The sequence below is a fragment of the Glutamicibacter sp. MCAF14 genome, from assembly GCF_052114325.1.
Lineage (GTDB): Bacteria > Actinomycetota > Actinomycetes > Actinomycetales > Micrococcaceae > Glutamicibacter > Glutamicibacter arilaitensis.
The window spans coordinates 105,524-131,272 of the sequence record NZ_JBFREO010000007.1; the positions used below are offsets into that span (position 1 = coordinate 105,524).

Sequence of the window (25,749 nt, forward strand, 5' to 3'; positions counted from 1 at the left end):
GAGTCATGAAGAACTTCAAGGATATGGAATTAGCTGAGCGGGCGGCGATGTCCCCGCGCGAGGCCCGCGAGCTCTTCCGCGCCGGGCAGGTACTGCCGACCGCTGGAATCAGCGCCGGCTACGCGCAGGCGAATCTGATGATCGTTCCGCAGGAACTGGCCTTCGATGTATTGCTCTTCGCCCAGCGCAATCCCAAGTCCTGCCCCATTCTCGGCGTGCTGGAAGCCGGGCAGACCAGCAGCGAATTGCTGGCCGGGGGAGATATCCGCACGGATGTCCCCAAGTACCTGGTGTACGAAGACGGCATCAAGGTCGCTGAACCCACCGATCTGGGGGATTACTGGCGCGATGACCTGGTGACGTTCATCGTGGGCTGCTCCTTCACCTTCGAAGCGGCGCTGATGGAAAGCGGCATTTCGGTGGCGCACATCGACCAGGGCGTCAACGTCCCGATGTACAAGACCAACCGCCGCTCGGCAACCGCCGGCGCCATCTCCGGTCCCATGGTCGTGTCCATGCGTCCCATCCCCGCCTCGCAGGTCGCCGACGCGGTGCGCATCACTTCCCGGTACCCGGCGGTGCACGGCGCGCCAGTGCACATCGGCAATCCAGGGGAACTGGGCATCGAGGATCTGGCGGCCCCTGACTTCGGGGACGCCGTGCACATCCCGGAGGGGAGCATCCCGGTGTTCTGGGCGTGCGGGGTGACCCCGCAGGCAGCAGTCATGGAATCACGCCCGGCATTGGCCATCGGCCACGCTCCGGGGCATATGCTCATCACCGACATCAGGGATACCGAATACCAGGTTCCCTGATCCCGAAAGCTGAACGCGGCGGCCATCCCCCAAAAGGCCGCCGCGTTCTTTATTTAACGGCGGAGCGCTATTTTTGCTGCTCGGCCCAAGCCTGGACTTCTGCGACAAGTGCCTGCTTGGACTGCTCGTCCAGGAACGAGGATTCGAAAGAGTTCTTCGCCAAGGTGGCCAGCTGCTCGGAGCTGAAGCTGAATTGCTCCATCAAGGCATCGAAGTTGGCATCCATGTAGCCGCCGAAGTAGGCCGGGTCATCGGAGTGCACCGAGACCTTCAGGCCCTTGGCAAGCATCTGCGGCAGGGGGTGTTCAGCCATGGTGTCCACCGCACGCAAACGGATGTTGGACGGCGGGCAGACAGTCAGCGGCATCTGCTCATCGACCAGGCGCTGCACCAGCTGCGGATCATCCAAGCTCCGGATGCCGTGGTCGACGCGCTGGACCTTGAGCAGGTCCAGGGCCTGCCAGATGTACTCGGCGGGGCCTTCTTCGCCCGCATGCGCCACCACATGCAGCCCATGGGCCCGGGCGTAGTCGAAGACTTCGGTGAACAGCTCCGGCGGGAAACCGACCTCCGAGGAATCCAAGCCGATGCCATCGATGTCATGCTTCTGCTCAACCAGCACCTTCATCAGCTCCATGGCTTCAGAAGCCGGGGCATGGCGCCAGAAGCAGGCGATGAGCTTGCTGGACAACTCCCAGCGTTCCAGTCCGTCGGCCAAGCCTGCGCGGATCCCTGCGATGACTTCGCGCAGGTCCAGGGCACCGCCGATGTGGGCCTGCGGATCGAAGAAAAGCTCGACGTGGCGTACGCCTGAGTCGTGGGCCCGCTGTAGGTACGCGACGGTGATCTCGCGGAAGTCCTGCGCGGTGCGCAGCACGGCCATGTTCGCATAGAACAAGTCCAGGAAGGACTGCAGGTTGGTGAACTGGTATTGGGCACGCAGTTCTTCGATGGACGCGTAGGGCAATTCGATGGAATTCTTCTTGGCCAGGGCCATGATCATTTCCGGCTCCAGGGTTCCTTCCAAGTGGACGTGCAATTCAGCGACAGGCAATTTCACGGGCGATGGCCTTCCAAGCTGGGAACGGATGCGCCGCTTGCGAGGATAAGGCCCCGGAACCGGCAAGGTATTCGTTAAACCATACGGTGGCTATCTATGCGCCTTCTTGGAAAGTGCGCGGCGCTTAATTCTCCGATTCAGGTCGCGCTGGGGCCTTGCAGGGAAGGGATGCTGCAGGAGCCCAGGGAGCGTCGACTGCACAAAGGCGCGTCACAAAGCCGAACTGACGGGGCAGGAGAGCGCATGTTCCAGTTCGGAACCCTGCTGGCCCAAGCCGATGGGGCAAATTCCCGGCCTCGACGCACCATGCCGGTGGACATGGACGCGGTGAGATGAACATCGCAGGCCAATTAGCCTTGCTGGTGCCTTGGCTGAAGCTCAGGAAGAACGCTGGTGAATATGGCTGAGCAATTCGGCTTCAGCGGTATCGAGGTAGCTGCGCAGGGTTTCAGCAGCTTCCATCCGCTTGCCATCGCGCAATAGCGCGAGCAAGGTGGCATTGCGCTCTACATAGTGCGAATGGAAATCCGGGGCATCGCTCATGGCATGGAAGACCAAGCGCATGCGAGCCAGCACCCGACCCATGAGCTCCTGGAGAAGCGCGCTGTGCGAGGAACGCACCAGCTGCTTGTGGAAGTCCTGGTTGGCGCTGGCCATGCGCGCCACGTCGCCGGCCGCGAGCCCGGCCCGCGCCTGGGCGATGATCCGCTCCAGCGCTTCCAGGTCCAGCTCCGGGCCCCAGGCCAGGCATGCCGGCTCGATGGTCCGGCGGACCGCATAGATTTCACGCACGTCATCGGCGTCAGGGGAGGCGACAAAGACCCCGCGGTTGGGGATGCGGGTGATGATCAGTTCGCTGTTGAGCAGGGTGAAGCTTTCGCGCAGGGTATTGCGCGAAAGCCCCAGGGATTCGGCCAAGGCCTGTTCGGAGAGCTTGTCGCCAGGCAGCAGTTCGCCTTCGGCAATACGCCGGCGCAGCTCATCGGCAGCCCACACGCCGCTATGCGCGTGCGGTGCTTTAGCTGGGCGGGCGGCGGTAGTGCTTGTGGCATCCATGCTTCCAATTTATCCCATCTGCCCTGCGGTTTTATCCGCCAGGGCGGCGATGCTAATTAATTGTGCCCAAGGTATCGCCGCGACGAACTCCGGTACCCACGCTGATGCTGGCCGCAGTGAATATTCCGGCACGGTGTGCGGTAACAGGGGATTCCATCTTCATCGCTTCGATAATGGCCACGCTCTGGCCGGCTTCCACGCTTTGCCCGTCTTCCACGGTGAAGCGCACCAGGTTGCCGTCCATGCTGCTCTGCACCGCGGAGGCATCTTGTTCGCCAGCCTCTTCGCCCTGCACGGCGGCAGCCGCTCCAGCGTCCGAGGAGTTGCGCAGCGCATTGGTCATCGCCGCTGGCAGTCCCAGCTGCACGGCCTTGCCATCGAGTTCGATGGTGATCGTTTCGCGGCTGGTGTCGCGCTGGTCCAGATCCATGTCATCGCTGCCTTCCACCTCGTTGAGGAACTCGTCCTCGATCCAGGTGGTGTACACGCCCAGGCACTGGCCGGTGAACGCCTCATGATTGATGATGCTGCGGTGGAAGGGCAGTACCGTGGGGACCCCGGCGATGTTGATTTCTTCCAGTGCCAGACGGGCCCGGCGCAAGGCCTGGTCGCGGTCCGCGCCGCGCACAATCAGCTTCGCGATCATCGAATCGTAGAACGGCGGAATGATCGATCCGCTGCGCACACCGGTATCCACGCGCACCCCGGCACCGGTGGGAGCCTCGAAGCGTTCGATGGTGCCCGGTGCTGGAAGGAAGCCGCGGGCCGGATCCTCGGCATTGATGCGGAATTCGAAGGCGTGGCCGGTTGGCTTCGGGTCTTCGCTCAGCGATAGCGGCAGCCCATCGGCAATGCGGAACTGCTCGGCAACCAGATCCACGCCGGCGGTTTCCTCCGTGATCGGGTGCTCCACCTGCAGGCGGGTGTTCACTTCCAGGAAGGAGATCAGCCCGTCCTGGGCCACCAGGTACTCCACGGTACCGGCGCCCACATAGCCCGCTTCCTTGCAGATGGCGCGCGCCGATTCGTGGATGCGGGTGCGCTGCTCGTCGCTCAAGAATGGTGCAGGAGCTTCTTCGACGAGCTTCTGGTGGCGGCGCTGCAGCGAGCAGTCGCGGGTGCCGATGACCACGACGTTGCCGTGGGTGTCGGCAAGCACCTGGGCTTCGACGTGGCGCGGCTTGGACAGGAAACGCTCCACGAAGCATTCGCCGCGGCCGAAAGCCACGGTGGCTTCGCGGGTGGCGGATTCGAAGGACTCGGCGATGTCATCCATCGAGTGGGCGATCTTGATGCCGCGTCCGCCGCCGCCGAAGGCAGCCTTGATGGCCACCGGCACACCGTATTCCTCGGCGAAGGCGCGCACTTCGGCGGCATCCTTGACCGGTCCGTCGGTGCCCGGGGCCAGCGGAGCGCCGGCGCGGACCGCGATCTGGCGCGCGGTGACCTTGTTGCCCAGGGCTTCGATGGCTTCAGGCGAGGGGCCGATCCAGCTCATGCCGGCATCGATGACGGCCTGGGCGAAGCTGGCATTCTCCGAAAGGAAGCCGTAGCCCGGGTGCACCGCATCGGCGCCGGAGCGCTTGGCGATCTGGATGATCTTCTCGATGTTCAGGTAGGTCTCGGCGCCGGTGGAACCATGCAGCGGGTACGCTTCATCGGCGCGGCGCACGTGCAGCGCGTCGGCATCCGGATCCGAGTAGATGGCGACCGAGGCGATGTTCGCGTCGGTGGCTGCCCGGGCAATGCGGACCGCGATTTCGCCTCGGTTGGCGATGAGAACTTTTTTCATGACAATCCTTAGGCTTCAGCGGCCGGTTGGCCGGCAGCGGGATGGAGGAGAAATCGAATGCTGCTTCCCGGGGGAAGCTGCGCGGCTGCGCTCAAGTCTTCGGCGATGACGGTGGCGATCACCGGATAGCCGCCGGTCACCGGATGATCGGCGAGGAACAGTACCGGCAAGCCGGAGGGCGGGACCTGCAGCGAGCCTCGGGCCACGCCTTCGCTGGCCAGCTCGCCTGCGCGGATGCGCTGCAGCGGTTGCGCGCCGGTGCCCAGGCGCACGCCAACGCGGTTGGACTCGCTGGTCGCTTCCCACACCTGGCCGGTCAGCTGGGCCAGGCCTGCCGGGCCGAACCAGTCGGCGCGCGGGCCGGCCAGCACCCGCAGCGTGTACACGCCGTGGGCATCGGGGACCGGAAGCGTGCTGGGCAGGGAATTGCCGACGATGTGCCCGATGCGCGGGCGCTGCACCGGAAGCACGTCACCGGATGCCAGCGGTGCCGGGCCCACCCCGGAGAGGGTGTCGGTGGACAGCGAGCCGAGGACCGGTTCAAGCCCGATCTGCCCGCGCACCGCCAGGTAGCTGCGCAGCCCGCGGCCGCCCGAGGTGACCGTGAGGCGCTCGCCGTGCAGCAGGGCGAAGGGCGTATTGCCCGCGACCTGGCGTTCGGTGCGCACTTCATCGTCGGCGGCCGGGGTGATCCACAGGTCGGCTTCGGCGCCGGTATGGGCCAGCACCTGGTCCTGCTCGGCTTCGAGCGTGATGCGGCTGCCCAGGTTCTCGATGACTGCGTGGTTGACCGGGTTGCCCACCAGGCGGTTGGCCTGGTGGAAGGCTGCTGGGTCAGCCGCGCCGGCCACGCCGACGCCGAGATTGCCGTAGCCGATGCGCCCAGCATCCTGCAAGAGCGACTGCAGGCCGGAATCGATGATGCGCAGTGCGCTGCTTCCGTCCGCGGCGGGCTGTGCTGGCGCGGACGCGGGGGTTTCGCGCACCGCGATCTTCTGCATGGCAGGGGTGAACTTCACGGTGTCCTGCGGGCGGATCAGCGCCGGGTTCTCGCGCTCCAGGTCCCACATCTGCACGTCGGTATGCCCGATCAGCTGCCAGCCTCCGGGGGACTGGCGCGGGTAGACGGCCGAGTACTCGCCGGCGAGCGCGACAGCACCGGCTGGCACCTTGGTGCGTGGTGTTTCGCGGCGCGGCACGTTCAGCTGCTGGTTCTGGCCAAGCAGGTAGGCGAAGCCCGGGGCGAAGCCGCCGAACACCGCACGCCAGGCCTGGGTGCTGTGCGCGGTGATGACCGCATCAATGCTCAGCCCGGTCAGCTCGGCGACGGCAGCGAGGTCTTCGCCGTCGTAGTGCACGGGAACGTCAACGACCTTGCCGATGGTTTCAGCGGCCGTGCCGAAAGCCAAGGTAGGCAGCAGGGCGCGGGCACGCTGGGCTTGTTCGGCATTGGAGAATTTGAGCAGCACGGTTTGCGCCGCGGCCAGCAGGTCGCGTTGGCCCTCCAAGGGGGACGCTTCCAAGGCGGCGTTCAGTGCGAGCACCGCATCCAGCGAGTCGAGGTCGACGAGCAGGTCGTGGGAGCCGGCGTGGTGGATAGCGCGGATGCTCACGCGAAGCTCCGAATCTGCACTCCGGCGTTTTCAAGTCCGGCGCGCACGGCGCTGGCCATGGCGACGGCACCGGCGGTGTCGCCGTGCAGGCAGATGCTTTCTGCGGGCATCTTGATGGTGCTGCCGTCGACGGCAACGATGGTTCCTTCGGTCGCCAGCCGGACCATGTTCGCGGCGACCTGCTCGGGGTCATGCAGCACCGCGTTGGCTTCGCGGCGGGAGACCAAGGTGCCTTGCGGGGTGTAGTTGCGGTCGGCGAAGGCTTCAGCCACGCCGCGCAGCCCGGCGGCTTCGGCTTTCTGCAGTGCCAGGGATCCGGGCAGCAGCAGGACCGGCAGGTCGGTGCCGAAGGCCTTGATGGCGTCGATGACGGCTTGGGCGTGGACCTCATGGTGCACGATGGTGTTGTACAGGGCGCCGTGCGGCTTGACGTATTTGATCTCGCTGCCGGCGCTGCGGGCCAATGCCTGCAGGGCGCCGAGCTGGTAGAGCACGTCGTCGGCCAGTTCGGTGGCCGAGCAGTCCAGGAAGCGGCGGCCGAATCCGGCTAAGTCGCGGTATCCGACGTGGGCTCCGATGGTGACATTGGCGCTGACGGCATCGCGGCAGGTCTGGGCGATGGTGCTGGGGTCTCCGGCATGGAAGCCGCAGGCGACGTTGGCTGAGGAAACGGAGGTGAAGATGGCGGCGTCATCGCCCATCTTCCAGTTGCCGAACGACTCGCCTACGTCTGAGTTCAGGTCGATGAATGCCATTGTGATCCCCGTCTCGTGAAAATGCCTTGGTAAAAGAATGCCCTACTTTTCCCAATTGTTCAACAATCCTAGGGGAGGAAGTCTTGGCAAGCACTCTCACCCGGTGGCTAACTGCCCGGATCGGCTCAGGCAACGGCAAAGCCCGGGGCGGGAATTCACGCGGAATTCCGGCCCCGGGCCTGCGTTATGCGTCAACGGCGGCTGCTATCAGTCTTCGTTGTCGCCATCTTCTTCATGTCCAAAGGGAATCGGCGCGTTCTGCGCCTCGTCTGGATCTGGTACCTCGGTGTTCTTGCCGTGGGGATTCGGCGACTTGTCCGGACCAGTGGTTTCGTCGTGATGTTCCGCTGCCATGATTCCTTCCCTTCATCAATACTGGATTTTCTCAAGCCAGCTAATAATTGCTGCTTGCCCACAGCTTAGCGCTGATTGCATGCAAACTCCGGAGGATTCAGCGAACTATCATGTTCGCCCGCCGTGGAATCGCAATCAGCAGCCGGGCTGACACCGCGATCCTAGGACAAGCCCACGGCATGGCCCTGCTCATCGACATCCATGTGCATCGCCGCAGGCACCTTCGGAAGCCCCGGCATCGTGGTGAGCGCACCGGTGATGGCGACGATGAAGCCGGCACCGGTTTTCGGAATGATTTCCCGGATCTGCAAGGTGAATCCTTCGGCGGAGCCCAGCAGCTGCGGGTCATCTGAGAAGGAGTACTGGGTTTTGGCAATGCATACCGGAAGATCTTCCCACCCGTTGGCGTGGATCTGCTCCAGCATCCGCTTCGCTCGTGGCGAGTAGTCGACCCCGGCGCCGCCGTAGATTTCCTGGACCAGCCTCAGGATCTTCTGTTCAACGGGAAGTTCCAGTGCGTAGAGCGGGGCGAAATGATTGGGCGCTTCGATGGCGCGCAGCACCACGCGAGCCAATTCCTGGGCCCCGGCACCGCCTTGGCCCCAGACATCAGCCACGGCGCAGGCGATGCCGTTGGCCGCCGCCCACTGCGTGACCACCTGTAGCTCGGCTTCCGTATCTGCGGTGAACCGGTTGACGCCGATGACCGGTTCGACACCGAATTTGCGCACAATCCCCACGTGCCGGGCCAAATTGGCCAGGCCTGCGTTCACGGCCTCGGTGTTCTGCTGATCCAGCTGGTCCTTGGGTAAACCGCCATGCATTTTCAGGGCGCGGATCGTGGCGACCACCACCACGGTGGCAGGCGGGCATCCGGCATAGCGGGCCTTGATGTCCATGAACTTCTCGGCGCCCAGATCCGTGCCGAACCCGGCCTCGGTCACCACGACATCGGCCAGCGTGCGCGCGGTGTTCGTGGCGATGGCCGAATTGCAGCCGTGCGCGATATTGGCGAACGGGCCGCCATGGATCAGCGCGGGGGTGCCGCCAATGCTCTGCACCAGGTTGGGCTTGATGGCTTCCTTGAGCAGCAGCGCCATCGCACCCGCCGCGCCCAGGTCATCGGCGGTGACCGGCGCCTTGGCATAGGTGTAGCCCAAGGTCATGCGGCCCAGCCTGGCGCGCAGGTCCGCCAACCCGGTGGCCAGGCAGAAGACCGCCATCACTTCGGAAGCCGCCGTGATCTCGAAACCTGCATCCCGTGGCATGCCATCGGCTGGCCCGCCCAGTCCGATGACGATATTGCGCAACGAGCGGTCATTCATGTCCATCACGCGCTTGAAAGTAATGCGCCGCGGATCGATGCCCAGCGCATTGCCCTGCTGCAGGTGGTTGTCGATCAACGCCATGAGCAGGTTATTGGCGCTGGTGATCGCGTGGAAGTCCCCGGTGAAATGCAGGTTGATTTCATCCATGGGCAGTACCTGGGACTGGCCGCCTCCGGTGGCCCCGCCTTTCATCCCGAAGCTGGGCCCCACTGAGGGTTCGCGCAGTGCGATCATGGTTTTCGTCCCCGCAGCTGCCAGGGCATCGCCCAGGCCCACCACCATGGTGGATTTTCCTTCCCCGGCCGGCGTGGGGGACATGCCGCTGACCAGCACTACCTTCCCCATAGGCGCACTGGAATCCAGCAGTGCCGGGTCGATCTTGGCCTTGTACTTGCCGTAGGGCTCTACTGCTTCCTCGCAGATCCCCGCGGCGGCGGCGATCCGGGCTATTGGCTGCAGTGTTGCACGCGCTGCAATTGCTAGATCGCTCATGTCGGACTCTGGCGTCATTGCCATCCTGCGTCCCCTTATCTGGCCGGGCCGGTATCCCGGAAGAATGGGGAAGACCTGAGGTGCTGGAATTCCCCGATTGGGCTTCAAGCTACCACCTTGAAGGCGAAGCGAGAAGGATGCGCTGGGTGGAACGCGTTGGGCAGAACCTGGAATAGTGCCTTGCCGGGAACTGGCTAGGGCGGCAGCAGCATGGACCTGAAGCCCGAGCGGAGGAATTCCACTTGGAATTCCTCCGCTCGGGCTGAATGCTGTAATTATCCAGTGCGACTGCCGCTTTGACGGGCGCCAGCGCCCGGGCGAATCCGAGCTTTCAGGGCCAGCATCGCCGGAGCATTGCTTCAGTGATTAGCGTGCGAATTCTCGCCCTTGATCATGAAGGCGAAAACGATGCCGAACGTGGCCAGCACTGCGCCGACGATGAACGAGATGTGCGCGCCGGAGAACAAGGCCTGGGCCAACTCGGCCCCTGCATCCAGCTGGACCTCGGAGAGCAGCGACATCACGGTCACGAAGATCGTGGTGCCGATGGCTCCGCCCAGCTGCTGCGCTGTATTGAAGATTGCCGAACCGTGGCCGAACTGCCGAGGATCTACCGAAGCCATCGCGGAGGACATCAAGCCGGTCATCAGCAGGGCCAAGCCGATCGAGAAGACGATATGGCAGAGCATGAACATCCACAGCTCGGTCTGCACGGTGATAGTGGTGTACATCCACTGTCCGGCGGCCAGGAGCACGGCGCCGGGGATCAGCACCGGGCGCGGTCCGCGCTTGTCGTAGATCCGCCCGAAAATCGGCGAGGCGATGGCCTGGGCGAGCCCGCCGGGAAGCAGCATGATGCCGATCTGCAGCGAGTCGATGCCCTGGCCGGATTCCAGCAGGATCGGCACGATCATCAGCGAACCGAGCAGGGTGCCGAAGGCGATCATGATCATCGCTATCGCGAAGCTGAAGCTGCGCGAGGCAAACGGGGCCAGGTTCAGCAGTTCACGGCCGCTGGCGGCCAATTTGACCTGGCGGATGATGAACAGGGCCAGGGCCACCAGGCCGATGGCGAAGCTGGCGATCATCATTGCGGAGTTATCTGCGGCATGCTCGATGCTGGAAATGCCGTACACCAGGAACCCGAAAGCCAAGGCGGATAGCAGGACCGAAGCGGAATCCACCTTGATCTTGCGTGCGGTGGAAGGGATCTTGAAGAAGATGGCGCCCAGTACCAAGACCGCCACGGCGATCGGCAGCATCAAGATGAAGATGTAGTGCCAGTCCAAGGCGTGCACGACGGCGCCCGAAGCAGTCGGTCCGATGGCCGGGCCCACGCCGATGACGATCGAGTTCAGCCCCATGACGGTGCCGCGCTGGCGGACGGGCACCAGGGCCAAGGTGGTGGTCATCAGCAGGGGCAGGATGATGGCCGTTCCAACGGCCTGGATGATGCGCGCCAGCAGCAAGAAGGCGAAGCTCGGCGCCAGAACTGCGATGGCGGTGCCCAGGATGAAGCTGAGGATCGCGAAGAAGAACAGCGACCGGTGCGCGAAGCGCTGCAGCAGGTAGCCGGTGGTGGGGATGACTACCGACAGGGTCAGAAGGAATCCGGTGGTGAGCCATTGTCCGGTGGATGCCGAAATGCCCATGTCCTGCATGATGCCGGGCAGTGCCACGGTGAGCACGGTTTCGTTCAGGATCATCATGAACGCGGCCAGAGCCAGGGAGGCGATGATGCCGGTCAGGGCTTTGCCGGTGGGCTGCCCGGCGGGCGCGGCTCCTGGCTTTGCGCTGGTTGCAGCGGGTTTTGTCGTCATGGATTCTTCTTCCTCTGGGGTGCCAACCGCTAAATACTGTCACACTCTGCCACTTTTTCGTAAGCGAATCTGTCAGACTGTGACAGGAAGCAAATTCGGTGGACGTTGCCCGCGCGGCACGGGCGGCCTTTGAGCATTGGAGAGCACCATGGGGATTCGCGAGGAGCGCAAGGCGGCTACCCTCCAGGCAATTCACGCAGCGGCCCTGGACCTGCTGGAATCGCAGGGCCTGGACTCGGTGACCGTGGGGCAGATTGCCGCCCGGGCCGGCATTTCCGAACGGACGTTCTTCCGCTATTGCGACTCCAGGGAAGCGGCCATCGTGCCCGCCCAGCATGAGCTGATCGACGCTGTGGCCGGATGCGAGATTGCTCCCGGGTCCACGAGTGCGCAGATCTTCCGCCTGCTCGCCGGCGAATGCCGCAGGATCCTGGTCGCGGAGATCCGTGCCAGCGAATACCGCCGCATTTCCCGGTTGATTGTCATCGAGCCGAAACTCCTGCTGGCCATCACCCGGCAGGAGCAAGCCTTCTCGGCAGCCACCGCCGAAGAGCTGCGCCGTCGCGGCCTGCTGCCGGCCATGCCTGCCCTGATGATCGGCGAAACCCTGGCTGTCCTCTGGCGCGTGGCCTGGCAGTGCTTCGGCCAGGCGGAGCAGGCCGGGGAGCCTGCAGATCCGGTCGAGCTCTTCGATGCGGCGATGTCGGATCTGTTGGGGTTGGCCGTGGCTGTGCCCGAATAGCGAATAACTCTGTTGAGTTATCGCTGATTAACTTAAATGTGACGAACTGCTTGCGCGCTGTCCAGCCCGGCATTTCGGCGAATATCAGGGATTGCCGCGCATATTTCTGTTGGCCGGAAAGTGTGGTGCTGGCCAAAATCAGGTAGATTTGGAACGTTGAGTTCAGGGCGGATAACCCCGCTTCCGCACGACGTTCAGGGAGACGCCACACCTATGGCAAAGATTATTTACACCCATACCGATGAAGCGCCGATGCTGGCGACCCACTCGTTCCTGCCAATCGTGGAGGCCTTCGCCTCGACCGCTGGTGTGGAACTTGAGACCCGCGACATCTCGCTGGCCGGTCGCATTATCGCTACCTTCCCGGACTATGTGACCGAAGAACAGCGCATTTCCGATGCTTTGGCAGAACTTGGCGAACTGGCCAAGACCCCAGAGGCCAACATCATCAAGCTGCCGAACATCTCGGCTTCGATCCCGCAGCTGAAGGCTGCTATCGCCGAGCTGCAGGCCGCCGGTTACGCACTGCCTGACTACCCAGACAACCCGAGCTCGGATGAAGAGACCGACATCCGCGCCCGCTACGACAAGATCAAGGGTTCGGCAGTGAACCCAGTGCTGCGCGAAGGCAACTCGGACCGCCGTGCACCGCTGAGTGTGAAGAACTACGCCCGCAAGTACCCGCACTCCATGGGCGAATGGTCCGCTGATTCGAAGACCAACGTCGCCACCATGGGCGTTGACGACTTCGCAGCCAACGAGAAGTCCGTCGTCATCGACGCGGACAAGAAGATCTCGATCCGCTTCGTCGGCGAAGACGGCGAAGTCAAGGTCCTGAAGAAGCCATTCGACGTGCTGGCCGGCGAAGTCATCGACGGCACCGTCATGCACGCCGCAGCGCTCTCCGAGTTCCTGAAGAACTCCGTAGCCCGCGCCAAGGAAGAAGGCGTGCTGTTCTCGGCGCACCTGAAGGCCACCATGATGAAGGTTTCGGACCCGATCATCTTCGGCCACGTGGTCAAGGCCTACTTCTCCGAGCTGTTCGACACCTACGGCGACGAGCTGGCAGCAGCCGGCCTGAACCCGAACAACGGCCTGGCAGCCATCATCGGCGGCCTGGACGAACTGTCCGACGAGGTCCGCGCCGGCGTGGAGAAGCTGATCGCCAAGGGCCTGGAAGAGGGCCCGGAAGTTGCCATGGTCGATTCCGACAAGGGCATCACCAACCTGCACGTTCCATCGGACGTGATCGTTGACGCTTCGATGCCGGCCATGATCCGCCTGGGTGGCAAGATGTGGGATGCCAAGGGCAACACCGCAGACACCCTGGCTGTACTGCCGGATTCCTCCTACGCAGGCATCTACCAGGTTGCCATCGACGACTGCCGTGCCAACGGCGCCTTCGACCCAACCACCATGGGCACCGTGCCAAACGTCGGCCTGATGGCACAGAAGGCCGAAGAATACGGCTCCCACGACAAGACCTTCGAAATTGCCGGCAACGGCCATGTGCAAATTGTCGACGAGAACGACACCGTGCTCATCGAGCACCAGGTCTTCACCGGTGACATCTGGCGTGCATGCCAGGCCAAGGACGTAGCCATCCGCGACTGGGTGAAGCTGGCCGTGAACCGCGCCCGCGCTTCGCAGACCCCTGCGGTCTTCTGGCTGGACGAGAAGCGCGCCCACGACGCCGTGCTGATCAGCAAGGTCAACGAGTACCTCAAGGACCACGACACCGAGGGCCTGACCATCAAGATCCTGTCCCCAATCGAGGCTACCAAGTACTCGATCGATCGCATCCGCAAGGGCGAGGACACCATCTCGGTGACCGGCAACGTGCTGCGCGACTACCTGACCGACCTGTTCCCGATCCTGGAATTGGGCACCTCGGCCAAGATGCTCTCGATCGTTCCACTGCTGGCTGGCGGCGGACTGTTCGAGACCGGTGCCGGTGGTTCGGCTCCGAAGCACGTGCAGCAGCTGGTGAACGAAAATCACCTGCGCTGGGATTCGCTGGGCGAGTTCATGGCCCTGGGCGCTTCCTTCGAGCACCTGGCCGCGAACTACGGCAACGCTCGTGCCCAGGTTCTGGCCGACACCCTCGATGCTGCGACCGGCACCTTCCTGATGGAAGACAAGTCGCCAAAGCGCAAGGTCGGCGAGCTGGATAACCGCGGCAGCCACTTCTACCTGGCTAAGTTCTGGGCTGAAGAACTGGCCAAGCAGGACAAGGACGCAGAACTGGCACAGGCCTTCTCCGCAGTAGCCAAGGCACTGAGCGAGAACGAAGAAGCCATCGTTGCCGAATTGGCCGAGGTCCAGGGCAAGGCAGTAGACATCGCTGGCTACTACCGCCCAGACGAAGCCAAGACTGCAGCAATCATGCGCCCAAGCGCAACGCTGAACAAGGCTCTGGAACTGCTGACCAAGTAGTCTCTTAGATCCCAGTCCGCCGGCCCCAATCCTCGATGAGGATTGGGGCCGACGGCGTTAATATGCTATAAGTCAAATGACACAATTGTTGATACTCTATGTATTAATATGTATTTATTGCTAACATGGTGTCATGGCAACGACTCATCCTCTAAGAATCTCTTCTACTGTGGCAGCACGCAAAGGAATAGGATTCATTACGACTCAGGCTCAGGAACACCCGGTGACTTTGACGAGCCACGGAAAGCCTGTTGCAGTTGTCATGAGCGCTGCCGAACGTGATGAACAGCGCCGGCTTCTACGCGAAGTTGAGTTGAAGGTGCTGAGCATGGCGGCCAACCTCGTCGCTGACCGTTCGGCAATGTTGACGACGGATCAGGCTCGGGAGAAGCTCTTTGCCTCCGATTGATGAGCTACCACAACAGCAAGCTGAAGTTGTATTCACCGAAGAAAGCATTGACTGGCTGATCGAAAACGTTGTTGCCCCGCAGCGGGAAAACGTGAAGGACACGATCGTTTCGCTGTTCGCTGCTCCACAGGGCAAGCACCCTCTTTCACATCAGAACAAGACAAACTTGGTCGGCTTCAACACGGTTGAGGCTGCGCAAAGAGAGTTCCGCATCATATATAGGGTGAGCGTGCGTGAAGGCGTTGGCCTGATTGAAGTCATAACAATCGGTCATCGACGTGACGATGAGGTGTATGTTTACGCGCACGACCTGATTCAATCCGGCAAACTCAGCGAAGCAGAACAAACCCAGATCTGGGATGCGCTGACGCTGATCGATGACACCAAGGCACGTGTCGGTTTGGAAGATTGGGACTATAAGGAGGAACCGGCTCCTGAAGGGCTCATTAAATCGGCTGTTGCTGCAGGGGCGCTCGACGAGGACTTCGCCAGAATACTGTCGAAGGACGAAATTGTCGTTGCCATGTCAGCGGCATGGGTAAACGGCGAAGTGAACCACGAAGCTGCCATTGCAGCAGCTCTTGGGCGCATCGCAACAAGCACTCGACCAGACCGCATCTTGGCGAGTAGGCGCGAGCCCAGATGCGGGGCAATCATGCCCAAGCTGAAAACACCGTGCATTCGTGTGAAGGGGCATGCTGGTGCCCATCGCGGACACAGGTAACCTGAACCAAACTTATCCGCAGTCTGGGCCCTTAAGCATTTGGAGCTTGATCATCGAATCGAACCAATTGATCGCCACTCATGACAAAGAGCGGCGATCAATGAATTTAATGCGGCAGATAACCTGTTTCGTGCTGAGTGACTACCTGACCGACCTATTTCCGATCTTGGAACTAGTCACCTCGGCGGTATTGCGCGCTAGCGCAACGCTGAACAAGGCTCTGGAACTGCTGACTAAGTAGTCCTCCCGAGTTGAAACAGGCAGGCGCCGCCCGAAGGGGCGGCGCCTGCCTGTTTCAACGTTCTGCGGGCGTTTCCGCCAGCGGCACCCGGGATACTGCGGGTTCCGGACGATAGGTCGGCGGTGCCGGGAAGCGGCGGCGACTGCCCCACCCGAGTTCCCATCCCTCGGCATCATCGAAGTAGTCCGCATACGCCACCGGCAACTCGTCGAGCCGGGTGACCTGCGAGAGCAGCTGAGCGTACCAGCGCACGTAGTCCAGGTTTCCGGTCTCGCTCGGGGTGCTGCGCTGTAGCGAGGGCATGGCCTCAAGGATTGCTTCGGCGACGCTGACGCGGCTGACATCCTCGGGCATCTGCACGTCGTTGTTGAAGATATTGGCCCCGGCGGTGCTGTAGACGCAGGATTCCTCAGAATTGAAAGGGTCGCCGAATTTGTCCTCGGGGTTCCATTCGGTGACGTTGTGGATGACGATCCGCCACGCGGTGCCCGAGGCATTGATGCCGGGCAGGATCCGCAGCCCGAGGTAGCCCAGCCGGTGAAGCAGGCCGACTGCTTCCATGATTCTGAGCGGAAGTTGCGAGTCCACTGTGCTCCTTGCCGTGGGGTGATGTCGTTACCCCGATCATGCCATGGCGCACCGACATTTCGACCTGGGTATCGGGCGGGCGCGAGGCCGAGCTCGCCCAGGTGCCCGCACCAGAACACTCGGCCCGGGGCTAAATCGTATGTGCCAGTCGATAGTATCGCCTGACATCACCAAAACAGGCAGGAGGAATCTCAATGCTGGTGTCAGTTCCACGTCCGCAGATGCCGATTGCGCTCGAACCGGATGGTGTGCGGAGATTGGCCGGCGCACAGCGGCAGCCGCAGCCTTCACGGCTGATCGCCGTTCTCGAACGTTCAGCGTTCATTCGAGATGCCCACGGTAAGAAGCAGCAGTACGTTCCATTTGCGGAGCGGATTGTCGAGGAAAAGCACCTCGCCCAGCGAAGCACGCACGGTCTCCACTTCGATTTTGCGCTGACCTTGTGCGATTTCGTGAACCGTCCATTGCTGACTCTCACGGGTACTGCGGCCAACGGGGAATTGGACCAGGCCATCCTGCAGGCTATTGCGGAGTTCTCCGTTACCTCCAAGATTTCGCAGCCGTCATCGATCGACTTGTTGGTCCCGGACTATGACGACCTCGGAATGGCAGAATTATCGATGAATCCGATTTTCTGCCTCAATCCGTCATGGCAATTCGGGCTGGATCTGGGTGTTGCCAACCAGGCCAATAGCCAGGCCCTGGCCCCTCTGGTACAGGACTACACGGCGAAGCCTTCAGTCATAGCCTATACAGACGGTTCGGTGCCGCGGAACAGGAAGTTCCGCAGCGCTGGAGCGATGGTAACCTCGCAAGGCCATTGGGCCTGCGCAATTTCGCCGAAGCACTACGTCCAGGACACCCTGCTGGCAGAAACCACTGGCGCCCTGCTGGCGCTGACCCACGCCCCGCTCGATTCGGACCTGACTATTTTCAGCGACAGCCGTGCCCTGGTGAAAGCGGTCAATGATCTTGTGCAAGGACGGCAGCGCACTGTGAAGGTCCATCATGAGCTGCGCGAGAGTCTTGAACTTCGTACCGGGCGCACCCGAGCCCGTTGGGTTCGAGGGCACGATGGAAATCGGCACAACGAAGCGGCCAACCGGATGGCTATCCTGATGTCGCGGCATTTCAGCGCCCGGATCAATCCGCAACTGACACAGTCAATGATGACAAAGATCGTTCTCGAGGAGCTGTCCCAGCAGGCTCTCGCGGCATGAAACATGCCGCGATTTGTGGCCGGGTGCTGCACCGAGCAGGCGGGCTATCCGCCGGCTCGGTGCAGCACCCGGCCGCTACAGCCCGCGGCCGGCCTCCCAGAGATTGTCCGAGGTGCCGGTTAGCAGCGAATTCAACGAGACGGCTTGGGCATCGGTGAAGGAAGCAATGTAATCAACGATGGCCCGGGCTTGGCCCAGCCGCTGGATTTCATGCGGGCCGGACTGCGAGAACAACTCTGGGGTGCTCTCGCGCAGCTGGCGGTATTCCTCGGTGGTGGCTTCCACCGAGTCCAGCAACCGTCGCGGTGCACGACCGGCATCCTCCGGATCGTTGAGCCAGGTGTTGAAGCCTTCTGCCAGGGAACGGATAATTCGCGTTTGCCCGCGCTGGTATACCGCCAGATCTGAACGGTCCAAGACGAAGCGGGAATGGACAAACTTGAGTACCACGACGTCATGCCACGCTTCATCGCTCAAGCGGATATGGCCGCTGCGCACGTTAGGCGTGCGTTCAACGGTGATGGATTCCTGCAATCGGTCAATCCATCGCCGGGTGAAGGCGGTAACCGCACGGTCTGCCTGCAGGCCGCCGTCGTAGGGAACTGCGAGCAAGCCATCGACGAGGTCATGGCCGACCCGTTGCACCGAGGCGCGGAATGCTTCAGGATTGGCAATCCAGGGATCCTTGGCCAGGACATGGCGCCACGTAATTTCCAGCGCATGGCCCGGTTGCCGTTGGTCCAGTTCTGGAGCCTTCAGGGCTTGGAAGCGGACGGACTTATCCAGCCACGCTCGCAGTTCAGCGGAGACGCTGGTGTATTGCAAAATGCCAGCTCGATAGAAATCATCGAGGTCATGAACCGCGTATGCGATATCGTCTGCGATATCCATAACCGAGCTTTCCAGCGTCTGCTGGTATTTTCCGATGCCCGGGAAGACCGAAAGGACATCGTCCATTTCCACGGCCTCGATATCGTAGGCCGAATACTTCATGGCGCCAGCAGCCGGATTCGCACCGACGCCGCGGGGGAGCAGCTCCGGAGCTACAGGGGCCTGGCTGCGCCATTCATTGCGCGTCCAGGGGTATTTGAGCACTGCTGCGCGAACCGCGCGGGTCAGGTTCATGCCGCGCGGTGTGGCATCGCAGCTGTCCAAGGCGGTGAGGATCCGGAAGGTCTGTGCATTGCCTTCGAAACCATCAGGAAGCCCCAGAGTATCGCGGGCAACCCGGTCGAGTTCCTGCTCTCCCAGATGCCCGAAGGGAGGGTGGCCCAGATCGTGGGCCGCTGCCGCTGCTTGCACGACTACCGGGTCGCACCCTCCCAAATCGGAGATTAGTCGCCTAGTAGGTTCGTCACGCCTTCGAAGGCCGATGGCGATGGAACGGGCCACCGCCGAAACCTTGAGCGAATGGGTCAACCGGTTGTGGACCAAGGTCCCTGAACCAGCCTGGGGAATCACCTGCGTCACCGAGGACAAGCGGGAGAAATATGGGGAGAAGCGGATGCGCTCAATATCAATGCGGAACTCATCCTCACCGGTGCGATTCCGCTCGACGATAGCGCGGTCGCGGCCGCCGGTCTGATGTGTCTGTGCTCTAGTTTCCATCGTATGACTAGCCTAGGCGAAAGGCCGCGAGATACCACGAGATTGTCATGCGAGTTCTATAGCGGAACTGCCTCTACCACCAATCCTATCCGCGGGTTCCTACTGAAATAAGGCGCCTAATGAGGGCAATAAGATCAACGAACGAGATTCAGTGGTGTCTGACCCGAAGAAAGCAACTGAACCTGTCGAGTTGCTAGTTCTGAAACCAATTCCACGAACTGTCCTGTATCACCAGCCATATGCGGGGTGATGATGCATCCCGGGGCGTTCCACAGCGCGTGGCCAACCGGCAGCGGTTCTGGGTCGGTAACGTCCAATGCAGCACGCAGTCGCCCGGACTCCAGCTCTTTAATCAGAGCTGCCGTGGCAACGATTGGTCCTCGCCCAACGTTGACCAAAAGGGCGCCGTTGTGCATCCGATCCATGAACTCCTTGTTAATCAGTCCTTGGGTTTGGGGCGTATGGGGCAAAGCGCAGATGACTATATCCGCTGAGGGCAATAGCTGATGCACGTTTTCAAAGGCGACAACGTCGATCCCGCCGTTGATGGTGCGCGCTGTGCTGGCAACTCCCGTGATCTTTGCAGGCTTGAATGGCTTGAGTCGTTCGATAATGGCTGTGCCCACGCCTCCAACGCCAAGTACTACAACATTCGATCCGTGCAGTGATGAGGTCCAAAGCCGCGACCAGGATTCTTCCTTCTGGAGCTGATAAGCCCTGGGAAGTTCGCGCAGTGAAGCAAGAATCAATGCCAGGCAATGCTCCGCAGTTGCGTCTTCAACCGCGCCCTTGGAGTTTGAAAGCGCGACATCCTCGGACAAATGATCCAGCACCCATTCGTAGCCGATGGATAGCAGATGGACATGCCTCAATCCAGCAATTCTGCCCACCCGCGTTCGGTGCGATGGATCCACCGGTCGTTCGGTAACAAGCACGTCGGCTGCTGGCGGCTCGCCATCGTTGATATTCCACAAGACGGGTTCGACCCCGGGAATCTGCATGCTGTCGACCAAGCTCTGCCACGGAACTAATACACGCAAACCATGAATCCAATCTTGAGATGAGATAGTGCCGGGGTGGCCCGGGCTTTGAAATCCACCGTACCAAGGTGCTGAATGAAATGATCAGTTCCGCGTCCAACCTGATTTAGATGGCGGAGCAGTTCACGGAATCATTTTCCTGAGAACTTGGCCCTGCGTCTAAACTGGCAATATGACTCAGAGCGTGAAGAAAAGCCAACAGGCCGGACTGGGAATGACTACAGGAGCAATGTTCATTGCCTGGACCTTGGGCCTTGTCGGAGTAGTCATGCTGATTCTTGGAGGGGCCACTGCAGCCGCGCTAGTCATTCTTGCGGCAGCGATTCTGCAAGCAGGCGTCATGATCGCCGAAGCGATTTACCGCTCCAGAAGCTAGCGCTCAGCAGCACCATCCGTGTAGTGCTGTACCAGACCAAGGATCAGCCTTCTGGACCCTGCTCAAGTTCTGCAACGAATCGAGCCAAGCGGGCAGTCCTCGTTTTCTCCGTTCGGGCAATCATCAGCTGATGCAGGATGTGATAGCGCGGTTGGGATTTCAAGGCCGCAAAGTTCTTGGCCGCCACGGTCGAGCGATCCAGCGCTTCTTGCAAATCCGGAGGAACTTGGGCGGTGGCCTGGCCTTGGTAAGCACGCTCCCACCGTCCATCTTCCTTGGCCTTCTGGATTTCCGCGAAGCCCCGTGGCCGCATGCGTCCTTGATCAATCAATTCCTGGGCGATTTCAGTGTTCTTCTGGGACCAGACAGAGTTCTTCCGGCGGGGCGTGTAGCGCTGGAGGAAGGTCGTCTCATCGCGTATGCGGCGGATGGCATCGATCCATCCGCTGCAAAGCGCCTCGGGCAATGCTTGTGCGACAGTGAGCGAGGTTGGGGAAGTCGTTCCCTTCTTTGCCACTACCAGCCAAAGGCCATCGCTGGTTTCTTCGTGTTCGTCGAGCCAAGCGCGCCAAGCGGTGACATCAGGAAGAATCAAAGCATCTTGTGGATCCATGGAACCTATCCTGCACCTCGTTGCCCATAGTTGCTAGAGCTTGGACTCGCCGTCGGGATGATGCCTGCCATTGCTTGCCCGAAGGACGGCGGGCCGTGGCTGGAGCCCGTGGAGCATTTTCCTGCTCCGGGACATCATGAAATGAACCGTCACGAATCATGGCGACGAGCGCGGTCAGCCGTCGGCGGGCCAAAGCGTTGAGGGCTCGAGTGCTGCATTTTCCCTGCACCAGTTTGTGCCCCCGGTCCTGGTCACCCCCAAGCTCAGCGTCAATGCCGGCGGGCTACGTGGAGCTGGCCACCCCATGGCTGTGCGCCAGCGCGACAGCTTGGGCGCGGGAGCTGACGCCCATCTTCTTGAAGAGATTGCGCACGTGGAATTTCACCGTGTTCTCGCTGATCCCCAGCGCCTGCGAAATCGCCCGGTTGCGCTGCCCCGCAGCCAGGAGCTGCAGGACCTCAAATTCCCGGCCACCCAGGCTCCATTCGGCGATTTCCGCCACGGCCGACGGCGGGGCGTCCAGCGGGAGTCGCACCGCGACCTCCGTGCCCCATCCGCCCATGACCTCGATCTCGATCAGTCCGTTCAGCGCCTCCACACGCCGCACGAGGCGGTCCAAGGCCGCCGCGGAGGGATCGATGCCGCCGCGTGCATCGTCGCGGACGTTGATCAGCAAATTCTCGCCGTCGCAGTCCCACTGCACCCGGATCCGCTGGATGTCTTCCTGCTCCATCATCGCCAGGGCCAGGCCGCGCACGATGGCCCGGGCGGCATGGGCCACCTCGCCGGGCAGCGCCCTGCCGTTCTTGGGCGGCTCGACGAATTGCAGGTCCACGCCGCTCAAAGTGGTCAACGGGCGCAGGTCATCGCGCAAGCGGGTGAAAGCCGAAGCGACCGGTTCCTCCACGATGCTATTGGTGCGGTCATCCACGGTCTTGAGCCCGACCAGGGTCTTGGCCGCAAGGTCGATGGCGGCAACGCGCGCGGCCGCATCGTCCAATTGCGTGGAGCGCAAGGTCGCCAGCAGGATATCGAGGCTCGTCGCGTACTGTTCCACCAGCTCGCCGGTAACCCGGACCCGCTCTGCCGAGACCGCGCGCGATTCGCGCAGATAGGACGGAGGGGCATCGGCCACCTTCTCGCGGATCCGGTTGGCGGCCAGATTCCACAGGTATTCGATCATCTCGGGCTGGCCACCGGCGGGGCGGGGCTCGATGAGCACTAGCAGCGCGTTGCTGGGCGGGTAGCGCAGGGCGAGGATCTCCCGCGGAGCACCGCCGATCTCGGCATGCCCGCTCCAGCGGTTCTCGCCGGGATGGGAGCCGCGGATCCGATCCAGTTCCGCAATGCCCACCAGATCCGTGATGCGCTGGTCGCCGGCAAGCTTTCTGGGCCTGTCGGTGCACTCCTCGGTGAAAATCGCCAGCGCCGCGCAACGGATTTCCGGAGCCAGGGCATCACGCAGGCGAACGGCGATCTGCGGCAGCGCAGCCGTGGCCAGCAGCGCGATCGATTCGAGCACCCCTGGTGCCGGTGCGGAAGCTTGCAGGCCAGGGACGAAAGAGGAATCCAGAATGCTCATGCAGGCCAGTGTATCGCAGCTCGGGGGACCAGCCACTATCCGAAAGGATAGGTTCAACTGCCTGTAAATGGCGTAGCGGCCACCCCTTTCTGGCCGGAGAATTGACTCATGCCCATCAAAGCCTATCCGGTCCGCCGGGAGGCGCTGTCGAAAGGAATGGCATGAACACCATGGCCGAACCCCTCACCGAAGCGATATCCCCGCAGGATGTGCTGGACACCCTGGACCTGGTCCACTCGGAGATCGAGGCAACCGTGCGGGGCGTGAAGCCGCGGCAGGTCATCGAGCTCGCAGCGCAGCTGCGCGCGGCACCTAGGGTGTTCGTCGCCGGCGCCGGGCGCAGCGGGCTGGCCTTGCGCATGGCGGCGATGCGCCTGATGCATCTGGGCCTGGCCGTGCACGTCGCCGGGGATGCCACCACGCCGGCCATCAGCGAGGGGGACCTGCTGCTCGTGGCCTCCGGATCCGGAACCACCGCAGGAGTGGTCCAGAGCGTCCGCACCGCCCAGCGGGTCGGTGCCCGGATCGCGGCCATCACCACCGATCCATCCAGCCCCATCGGGACGGCCGCCCACGTTCTCGTAGAAGTCCCGGCCGCCGGGAAAACGGACCACGGATCGTCCATTACCCGCCAATACTCCGGCAGCCTGTTCGAGCAGGCGCTGTTCCTGATCACTGAAATCGTGTTCCACACGCTCTGGAACGCGGATGACGCCACCGCCCAGCAGCTGTGGCAGCGCCACGCGAACCTGGAATAGACCGGTGCTTTGGCGCCAATACCAACCCACCACCAATAACCCCTGAAAGGGAACATCATGAAAATCCAAGTTGCCATCGATCTGCTCAGCACTGCAGAAGCTCTGGAGCTGGCTGGAAAAGTCGCCCCGTATGTGGACATTATCGAGCTGGGCACCCCGCTGATCAAGGCCGAAGGGCTGTCGGTGATCACCGCCATCAAGCAGGCCCACCCGGACAAGACCGTCTTCGCGGATATGAAGACCATGGACGCCGGGGAACTGGAAGCGGATATCGCTTTCGCCGCTGGCGCGGATCTGGTCTCCATCCTCGGGGCCGCCGATAATTCCACGATCGCCGGCGCAGTCAAGGCCGCTACCGAGCGCGGCAAGGGCATCGTCGTGGATCTGATCGGCATCGCTGACAAGCCAGCCCGGGCCCGCGAAGTTGCTGCGCTGGGTGTCCAGTTTGTCGAATTCCATGCTGGCCTGGACGAGCAGGCGCAGCCGGGCTACGACCTGGATGTGCTGCTGAGCGCTGGCAAGGCATCCCAGGTGCCGTTCTCGGTGGCTGGCGGCGTCAGCATCAGCACGATCGCCAACGTCCAGAAGTCCGGCGCGCAGGTAGCCGTGGCCGGCGGTGCCATCTACTCCGCCGAAGACCCGGCTCAGGCAGCCGAGGAACTGCAGGCCGCGCTGGTCTAGACGCGATTCCCCGTGGGGTTGTGAATGTGATCTGACGGAGCAAGGCCGCCGATCCCAGTGTTCACAATGTCCAGAGGCACTACAGTTAGCAGGACCTTGGCCAGGGACTGCTCGAACAGTTCTGGGAAAGCCCGGCTCCAGGCATTGGCTCTGCTGGTCAGAACCATTGGCGCCCCCACCGAGAGCAGTTAATAATCGGCATCGTTCACGTTGGGATGGTGGCGCGAAAGCGTTAGCCGGTGGACGTTAAAGCACTCCAGAGGCCGGGACAATATCCCGGCCTCTGGAGTGCAGGAAAGTGTTCCGGGGACTAGTAGAACTTGTTGGCTCCACCATCTGCCATGAGAGCTTGGCCGGTGACGTACTTGGCGTCATCCGAGAGCAGGAACGCGACCACCGGTGCGACGTCGGCTTCCGGATCGCCGAAGCGGCCCAGCGGAACCTTGGCCAGCGACTGCTTCTACAGGTCTGGGAAGGCCTCGCTCCAGGCCTTGACGCCGTCGGTCAGCGCCATGGGGGAGGCCAGTACACCCGATAAGTAAATAACCGGCCAAGTGAGGGGCAACCAAGCCCCTCACTTAGCCATATCCCCAGCACACCAAGGACAATAAAACCTATGACTAGCGACCCCAGCATCTGGGAAAGAAACCTGCAAGCGGACACTGAGCGGTTGCAGAAATCGCGCGCGGCGGCCTCCGCCGCCAGCTCCCCCGGCCGCCGCGCTCAAACCTCACCCCCGGTACCGAACCCCTGGGACGTTTTCACTCACCAGAGCAAACCCTATCGAGTGATGCGGCTACAGCCCGGAGACTACCCAGGCCACCCCATCCAGCCACATCAAGCCGTAACAGCTCTCATTCATACGCCCACCGGAACCCCACAAATTCACGGACAGGCCACCGCCCGCACCCCACACTTAGTGCACGTGGTCTGGGAGGACGAGAAAGGGGAGACCTACGGGACGTGGCTGCCGCACTTGTCGGTCACGTTCGATAATCTTCCTCCGTACCCCACCACCGAAGGACAGCAACCATGACTCGCAACGCCTCAGAGATTTTCGATGACCTCAAAGCCCTGGCCAACGAGCTGGAAGACCTCGCCGCTACCGGACGCATCACTATGAGCACCGACTTATGGAACAAAGACTATCCCGACACGAAACCAGCCGTCGCCCAAGCCCTGGCAGCGCTACAGGTCGCGATCAACGCGACCTGCTGGATGGAAACCCTACCCGCCGCCGGCCCAACCGACACGAAACCGGGGCAACGGGGTTAAGCCTCTTGCCCACCTGTGCACAGCAAAAGCCCTATCCGCTGCGCTGCTTTTCCTGCACCCACGTGGACAGCAGGAACCAAACGACCACCCGCACACAAGCCACAAGCTGCGGTACCTGAGTTCGCCTACGACAGGGGATCATGGCTCATGCACGGCATCTAGCGATGAGCACGGAAGCGACAAGAAAAATGGGAGGTACGCAGAAGATGCGGCAAAGTAAAACAGGCAGAGTCAGCGAAAAGCACGCGCGCCGTACTAACCAAGAACTCCAAGCGCTCAGCGAACCACCGATGAACGATCCCTTCGAACACCTCATTGCCAAAACCGAATTCGACTCCGGAGCTTATGACCAAATAAGCAAAGCCTTCACC

At 62.1% G+C, this 25,749-nt stretch carries 27 protein-coding genes; 14 read left to right on the forward strand and 13 right to left on the reverse strand.

What is annotated here, in order from left to right; genetic code table 11:
• Positions 1 to 5: 5 nt before the first annotated feature.
• Positions 6 to 815: a putative hydro-lyase gene (locus tag AB4Y71_RS15060; protein WP_441721550.1), complete on the forward strand. Its 810-nt coding sequence runs from the start codon at positions 6 to 8 to the stop codon at positions 813 to 815.
• Positions 816 to 882: 67 nt separating this feature from the next.
• Here AB4Y71_RS15060 and AB4Y71_RS15065 read toward each other — a convergent pair whose 3' ends face one another.
• From AB4Y71_RS15065 to AB4Y71_RS15100, 8 genes are all read right to left on the reverse strand, one after another.
• The gene (locus AB4Y71_RS15065; protein WP_441721553.1) at positions 883 to 1,875 is read right to left on the reverse strand and encodes an adenosine deaminase; all 993 of its coding nucleotides are present in this window, start codon (positions 1,873 to 1,875) and stop codon (positions 883 to 885) included.
• A 378-nt stretch (positions 1,876 to 2,253) separates the two neighbouring features.
• Entirely contained in the window at positions 2,254 to 2,931 is a 678-nt protein-coding gene (locus AB4Y71_RS15070) for a GntR family transcriptional regulator (RefSeq protein ID WP_013348016.1), read from the reverse strand.
• Between the two features lie 52 nt (positions 2,932 to 2,983).
• Positions 2,984 to 4,723 carry an acetyl/propionyl/methylcrotonyl-CoA carboxylase subunit alpha gene (locus AB4Y71_RS15075; protein ID WP_441721556.1) on the reverse strand — a complete coding sequence of 580 codons (1,740 nt, stop codon included), beginning with the start codon at positions 4,721 to 4,723 and terminating at the stop codon, positions 2,984 to 2,986.
• A gap of 8 nt (positions 4,724 to 4,731) precedes the next feature.
• Positions 4,732 to 6,336 (reverse strand): carboxyltransferase domain-containing protein, encoded by a 1,605-nt coding sequence (locus AB4Y71_RS15080; protein ID WP_441721559.1) that lies wholly within the window; start codon positions 6,334 to 6,336, stop codon positions 4,732 to 4,734.
• The gene (locus tag AB4Y71_RS15085; protein WP_431494132.1) at positions 6,333 to 7,091 is read right to left on the reverse strand and encodes a LamB/YcsF family protein; all 759 of its coding nucleotides are present in this window, start codon (positions 7,089 to 7,091) and stop codon (positions 6,333 to 6,335) included. The genes AB4Y71_RS15080 and AB4Y71_RS15085 overlap by 4 nt, the downstream gene beginning before the upstream one ends.
• A gap of 207 nt (positions 7,092 to 7,298) precedes the next feature.
• Entirely contained in the window at positions 7,299 to 7,445 is a 147-nt protein-coding gene (locus tag AB4Y71_RS15090; protein WP_013348020.1) for a hypothetical protein, read from the reverse strand.
• Between the two features lie 161 nt (positions 7,446 to 7,606).
• Entirely contained in the window at positions 7,607 to 9,289 is a 1,683-nt protein-coding gene (locus AB4Y71_RS15095) for a formate--tetrahydrofolate ligase (RefSeq protein WP_441721563.1), read from the reverse strand.
• Between the two features lie 335 nt (positions 9,290 to 9,624).
• Complete coding sequence (locus AB4Y71_RS15100; protein WP_441721565.1) at positions 9,625 to 11,085, reverse strand: MDR family MFS transporter; 1,461 nt, start codon at positions 11,083 to 11,085, stop codon at positions 9,625 to 9,627.
• Positions 11,086 to 11,233: 148 nt separating this feature from the next.
• On the opposite strand from AB4Y71_RS15100, the gene AB4Y71_RS15105 reads away from it, so the two are divergent.
• From AB4Y71_RS15105 to AB4Y71_RS15125, 5 genes are all read left to right on the forward strand, one after another.
• Positions 11,234 to 11,827, forward strand: coding sequence for a TetR family transcriptional regulator (locus AB4Y71_RS15105; RefSeq protein ID WP_441721568.1), 594 nt, complete (start codon positions 11,234 to 11,236; stop codon positions 11,825 to 11,827).
• A gap of 213 nt (positions 11,828 to 12,040) precedes the next feature.
• A complete protein-coding gene (locus AB4Y71_RS15110; RefSeq protein ID WP_134780706.1) occupies positions 12,041 to 14,263 on the forward strand; it encodes an NADP-dependent isocitrate dehydrogenase in 2,223 nt (740 codons plus the stop codon).
• 133 nt (positions 14,264 to 14,396) lie between these two features.
• Complete coding sequence (locus AB4Y71_RS15115) at positions 14,397 to 14,672, forward strand: type II toxin-antitoxin system prevent-host-death family antitoxin (RefSeq protein ID WP_441721571.1); 276 nt, start codon at positions 14,397 to 14,399, stop codon at positions 14,670 to 14,672.
• Complete coding sequence (locus tag AB4Y71_RS15120) at positions 14,659 to 15,396, forward strand: type II toxin-antitoxin system RelE family toxin (RefSeq protein ID WP_441721574.1); 738 nt, start codon at positions 14,659 to 14,661, stop codon at positions 15,394 to 15,396. The genes AB4Y71_RS15115 and AB4Y71_RS15120 overlap by 14 nt, the downstream gene beginning before the upstream one ends.
• A gap of 109 nt (positions 15,397 to 15,505) precedes the next feature.
• On the forward strand, positions 15,506 to 15,637 hold the full coding sequence (locus AB4Y71_RS15125) for an NADP-dependent isocitrate dehydrogenase (protein ID WP_223261574.1): 132 nt from the start codon (positions 15,506 to 15,508) through the stop codon (positions 15,635 to 15,637).
• Positions 15,638 to 15,691: 54 nt separating this feature from the next.
• On the opposite strand, the gene AB4Y71_RS15130 is transcribed toward AB4Y71_RS15125, so the two are convergent.
• Entirely contained in the window at positions 15,692 to 16,225 is a 534-nt protein-coding gene (locus AB4Y71_RS15130) for a hypothetical protein (RefSeq protein WP_441697154.1), read from the reverse strand.
• An 8-nt stretch (positions 16,226 to 16,233) separates the two neighbouring features.
• On the opposite strand from AB4Y71_RS15130, the gene AB4Y71_RS15135 reads away from it, so the two are divergent.
• Together AB4Y71_RS15135 and AB4Y71_RS15140 are read left to right on the forward strand one after the other, a co-directional pair.
• Positions 16,234 to 16,359, forward strand: coding sequence for a hypothetical protein (locus AB4Y71_RS15135; RefSeq protein ID WP_441721578.1), 126 nt, complete (start codon positions 16,234 to 16,236; stop codon positions 16,357 to 16,359).
• A gap of 60 nt (positions 16,360 to 16,419) precedes the next feature.
• Positions 16,420 to 17,445 carry an RNase H family protein gene (locus tag AB4Y71_RS15140; protein ID WP_441721581.1) on the forward strand — a complete coding sequence of 342 codons (1,026 nt, stop codon included), beginning with the start codon at positions 16,420 to 16,422 and terminating at the stop codon, positions 17,443 to 17,445.
• A gap of 75 nt (positions 17,446 to 17,520) precedes the next feature.
• On the opposite strand, the gene AB4Y71_RS15145 is transcribed toward AB4Y71_RS15140, so the two are convergent.
• Both AB4Y71_RS15145 and AB4Y71_RS15150 read right to left on the reverse strand, forming a co-directional pair.
• Positions 17,521 to 19,053 carry a deoxyguanosinetriphosphate triphosphohydrolase family protein gene (locus AB4Y71_RS15145; protein WP_441721583.1) on the reverse strand — a complete coding sequence of 511 codons (1,533 nt, stop codon included), beginning with the start codon at positions 19,051 to 19,053 and terminating at the stop codon, positions 17,521 to 17,523.
• Between the two features lie 134 nt (positions 19,054 to 19,187).
• Positions 19,188 to 20,093, reverse strand: a complete 906-nt coding sequence (locus AB4Y71_RS15150) for a 2-hydroxyacid dehydrogenase (RefSeq protein WP_441721586.1) — start codon at positions 20,091 to 20,093, stop codon at positions 19,188 to 19,190.
• A gap of 172 nt (positions 20,094 to 20,265) precedes the next feature.
• Here AB4Y71_RS15150 and AB4Y71_RS15155 point away from each other — a divergent pair, with 172 nt between their 5' ends.
• Complete coding sequence (locus AB4Y71_RS15155; RefSeq protein WP_441721589.1) at positions 20,266 to 20,469, forward strand: hypothetical protein; 204 nt, start codon at positions 20,266 to 20,268, stop codon at positions 20,467 to 20,469.
• 43 nt (positions 20,470 to 20,512) lie between these two features.
• Here the strand turns inward: AB4Y71_RS15155 and AB4Y71_RS15160 are convergent, their stop codons facing one another.
• Positions 20,513 to 21,082, reverse strand: coding sequence for a YdeI/OmpD-associated family protein (locus AB4Y71_RS15160; protein ID WP_441721592.1), 570 nt, complete (start codon positions 21,080 to 21,082; stop codon positions 20,513 to 20,515).
• Between the two features lie 283 nt (positions 21,083 to 21,365).
• Positions 21,366 to 22,664, reverse strand: coding sequence for a LuxR C-terminal-related transcriptional regulator (locus AB4Y71_RS15165; protein ID WP_441721595.1), 1,299 nt, complete (start codon positions 22,662 to 22,664; stop codon positions 21,366 to 21,368).
• Positions 22,665 to 22,825: 161 nt separating this feature from the next.
• On the opposite strand from AB4Y71_RS15165, the gene hxlB reads away from it, so the two are divergent.
• From hxlB to AB4Y71_RS15190, 5 genes are all read left to right on the forward strand, one after another.
• Positions 22,826 to 23,422, forward strand: a complete 597-nt coding sequence (gene hxlB / locus AB4Y71_RS15170) for a 6-phospho-3-hexuloisomerase (protein WP_441721598.1) — start codon at positions 22,826 to 22,828, stop codon at positions 23,420 to 23,422.
• Between the two features lie 57 nt (positions 23,423 to 23,479).
• The gene (gene hxlA / locus AB4Y71_RS15175; RefSeq protein WP_441721601.1) at positions 23,480 to 24,103 is read left to right on the forward strand and encodes a 3-hexulose-6-phosphate synthase; all 624 of its coding nucleotides are present in this window, start codon (positions 23,480 to 23,482) and stop codon (positions 24,101 to 24,103) included.
• A 298-nt stretch (positions 24,104 to 24,401) separates the two neighbouring features.
• On the forward strand, positions 24,402 to 24,641 hold the full coding sequence (locus tag AB4Y71_RS15180; RefSeq protein ID WP_441721604.1) for a hypothetical protein: 240 nt from the start codon (positions 24,402 to 24,404) through the stop codon (positions 24,639 to 24,641).
• A 494-nt stretch (positions 24,642 to 25,135) separates the two neighbouring features.
• Positions 25,136 to 25,378 carry a hypothetical protein gene (locus AB4Y71_RS15185; protein WP_441721607.1) on the forward strand — a complete coding sequence of 81 codons (243 nt, stop codon included), beginning with the start codon at positions 25,136 to 25,138 and terminating at the stop codon, positions 25,376 to 25,378.
• Between the two features lie 164 nt (positions 25,379 to 25,542).
• On the forward strand, positions 25,543 to 25,749 hold a 207-nt coding region (locus tag AB4Y71_RS15190), incomplete at its 3' end, for a hypothetical protein (RefSeq protein ID WP_441721610.1).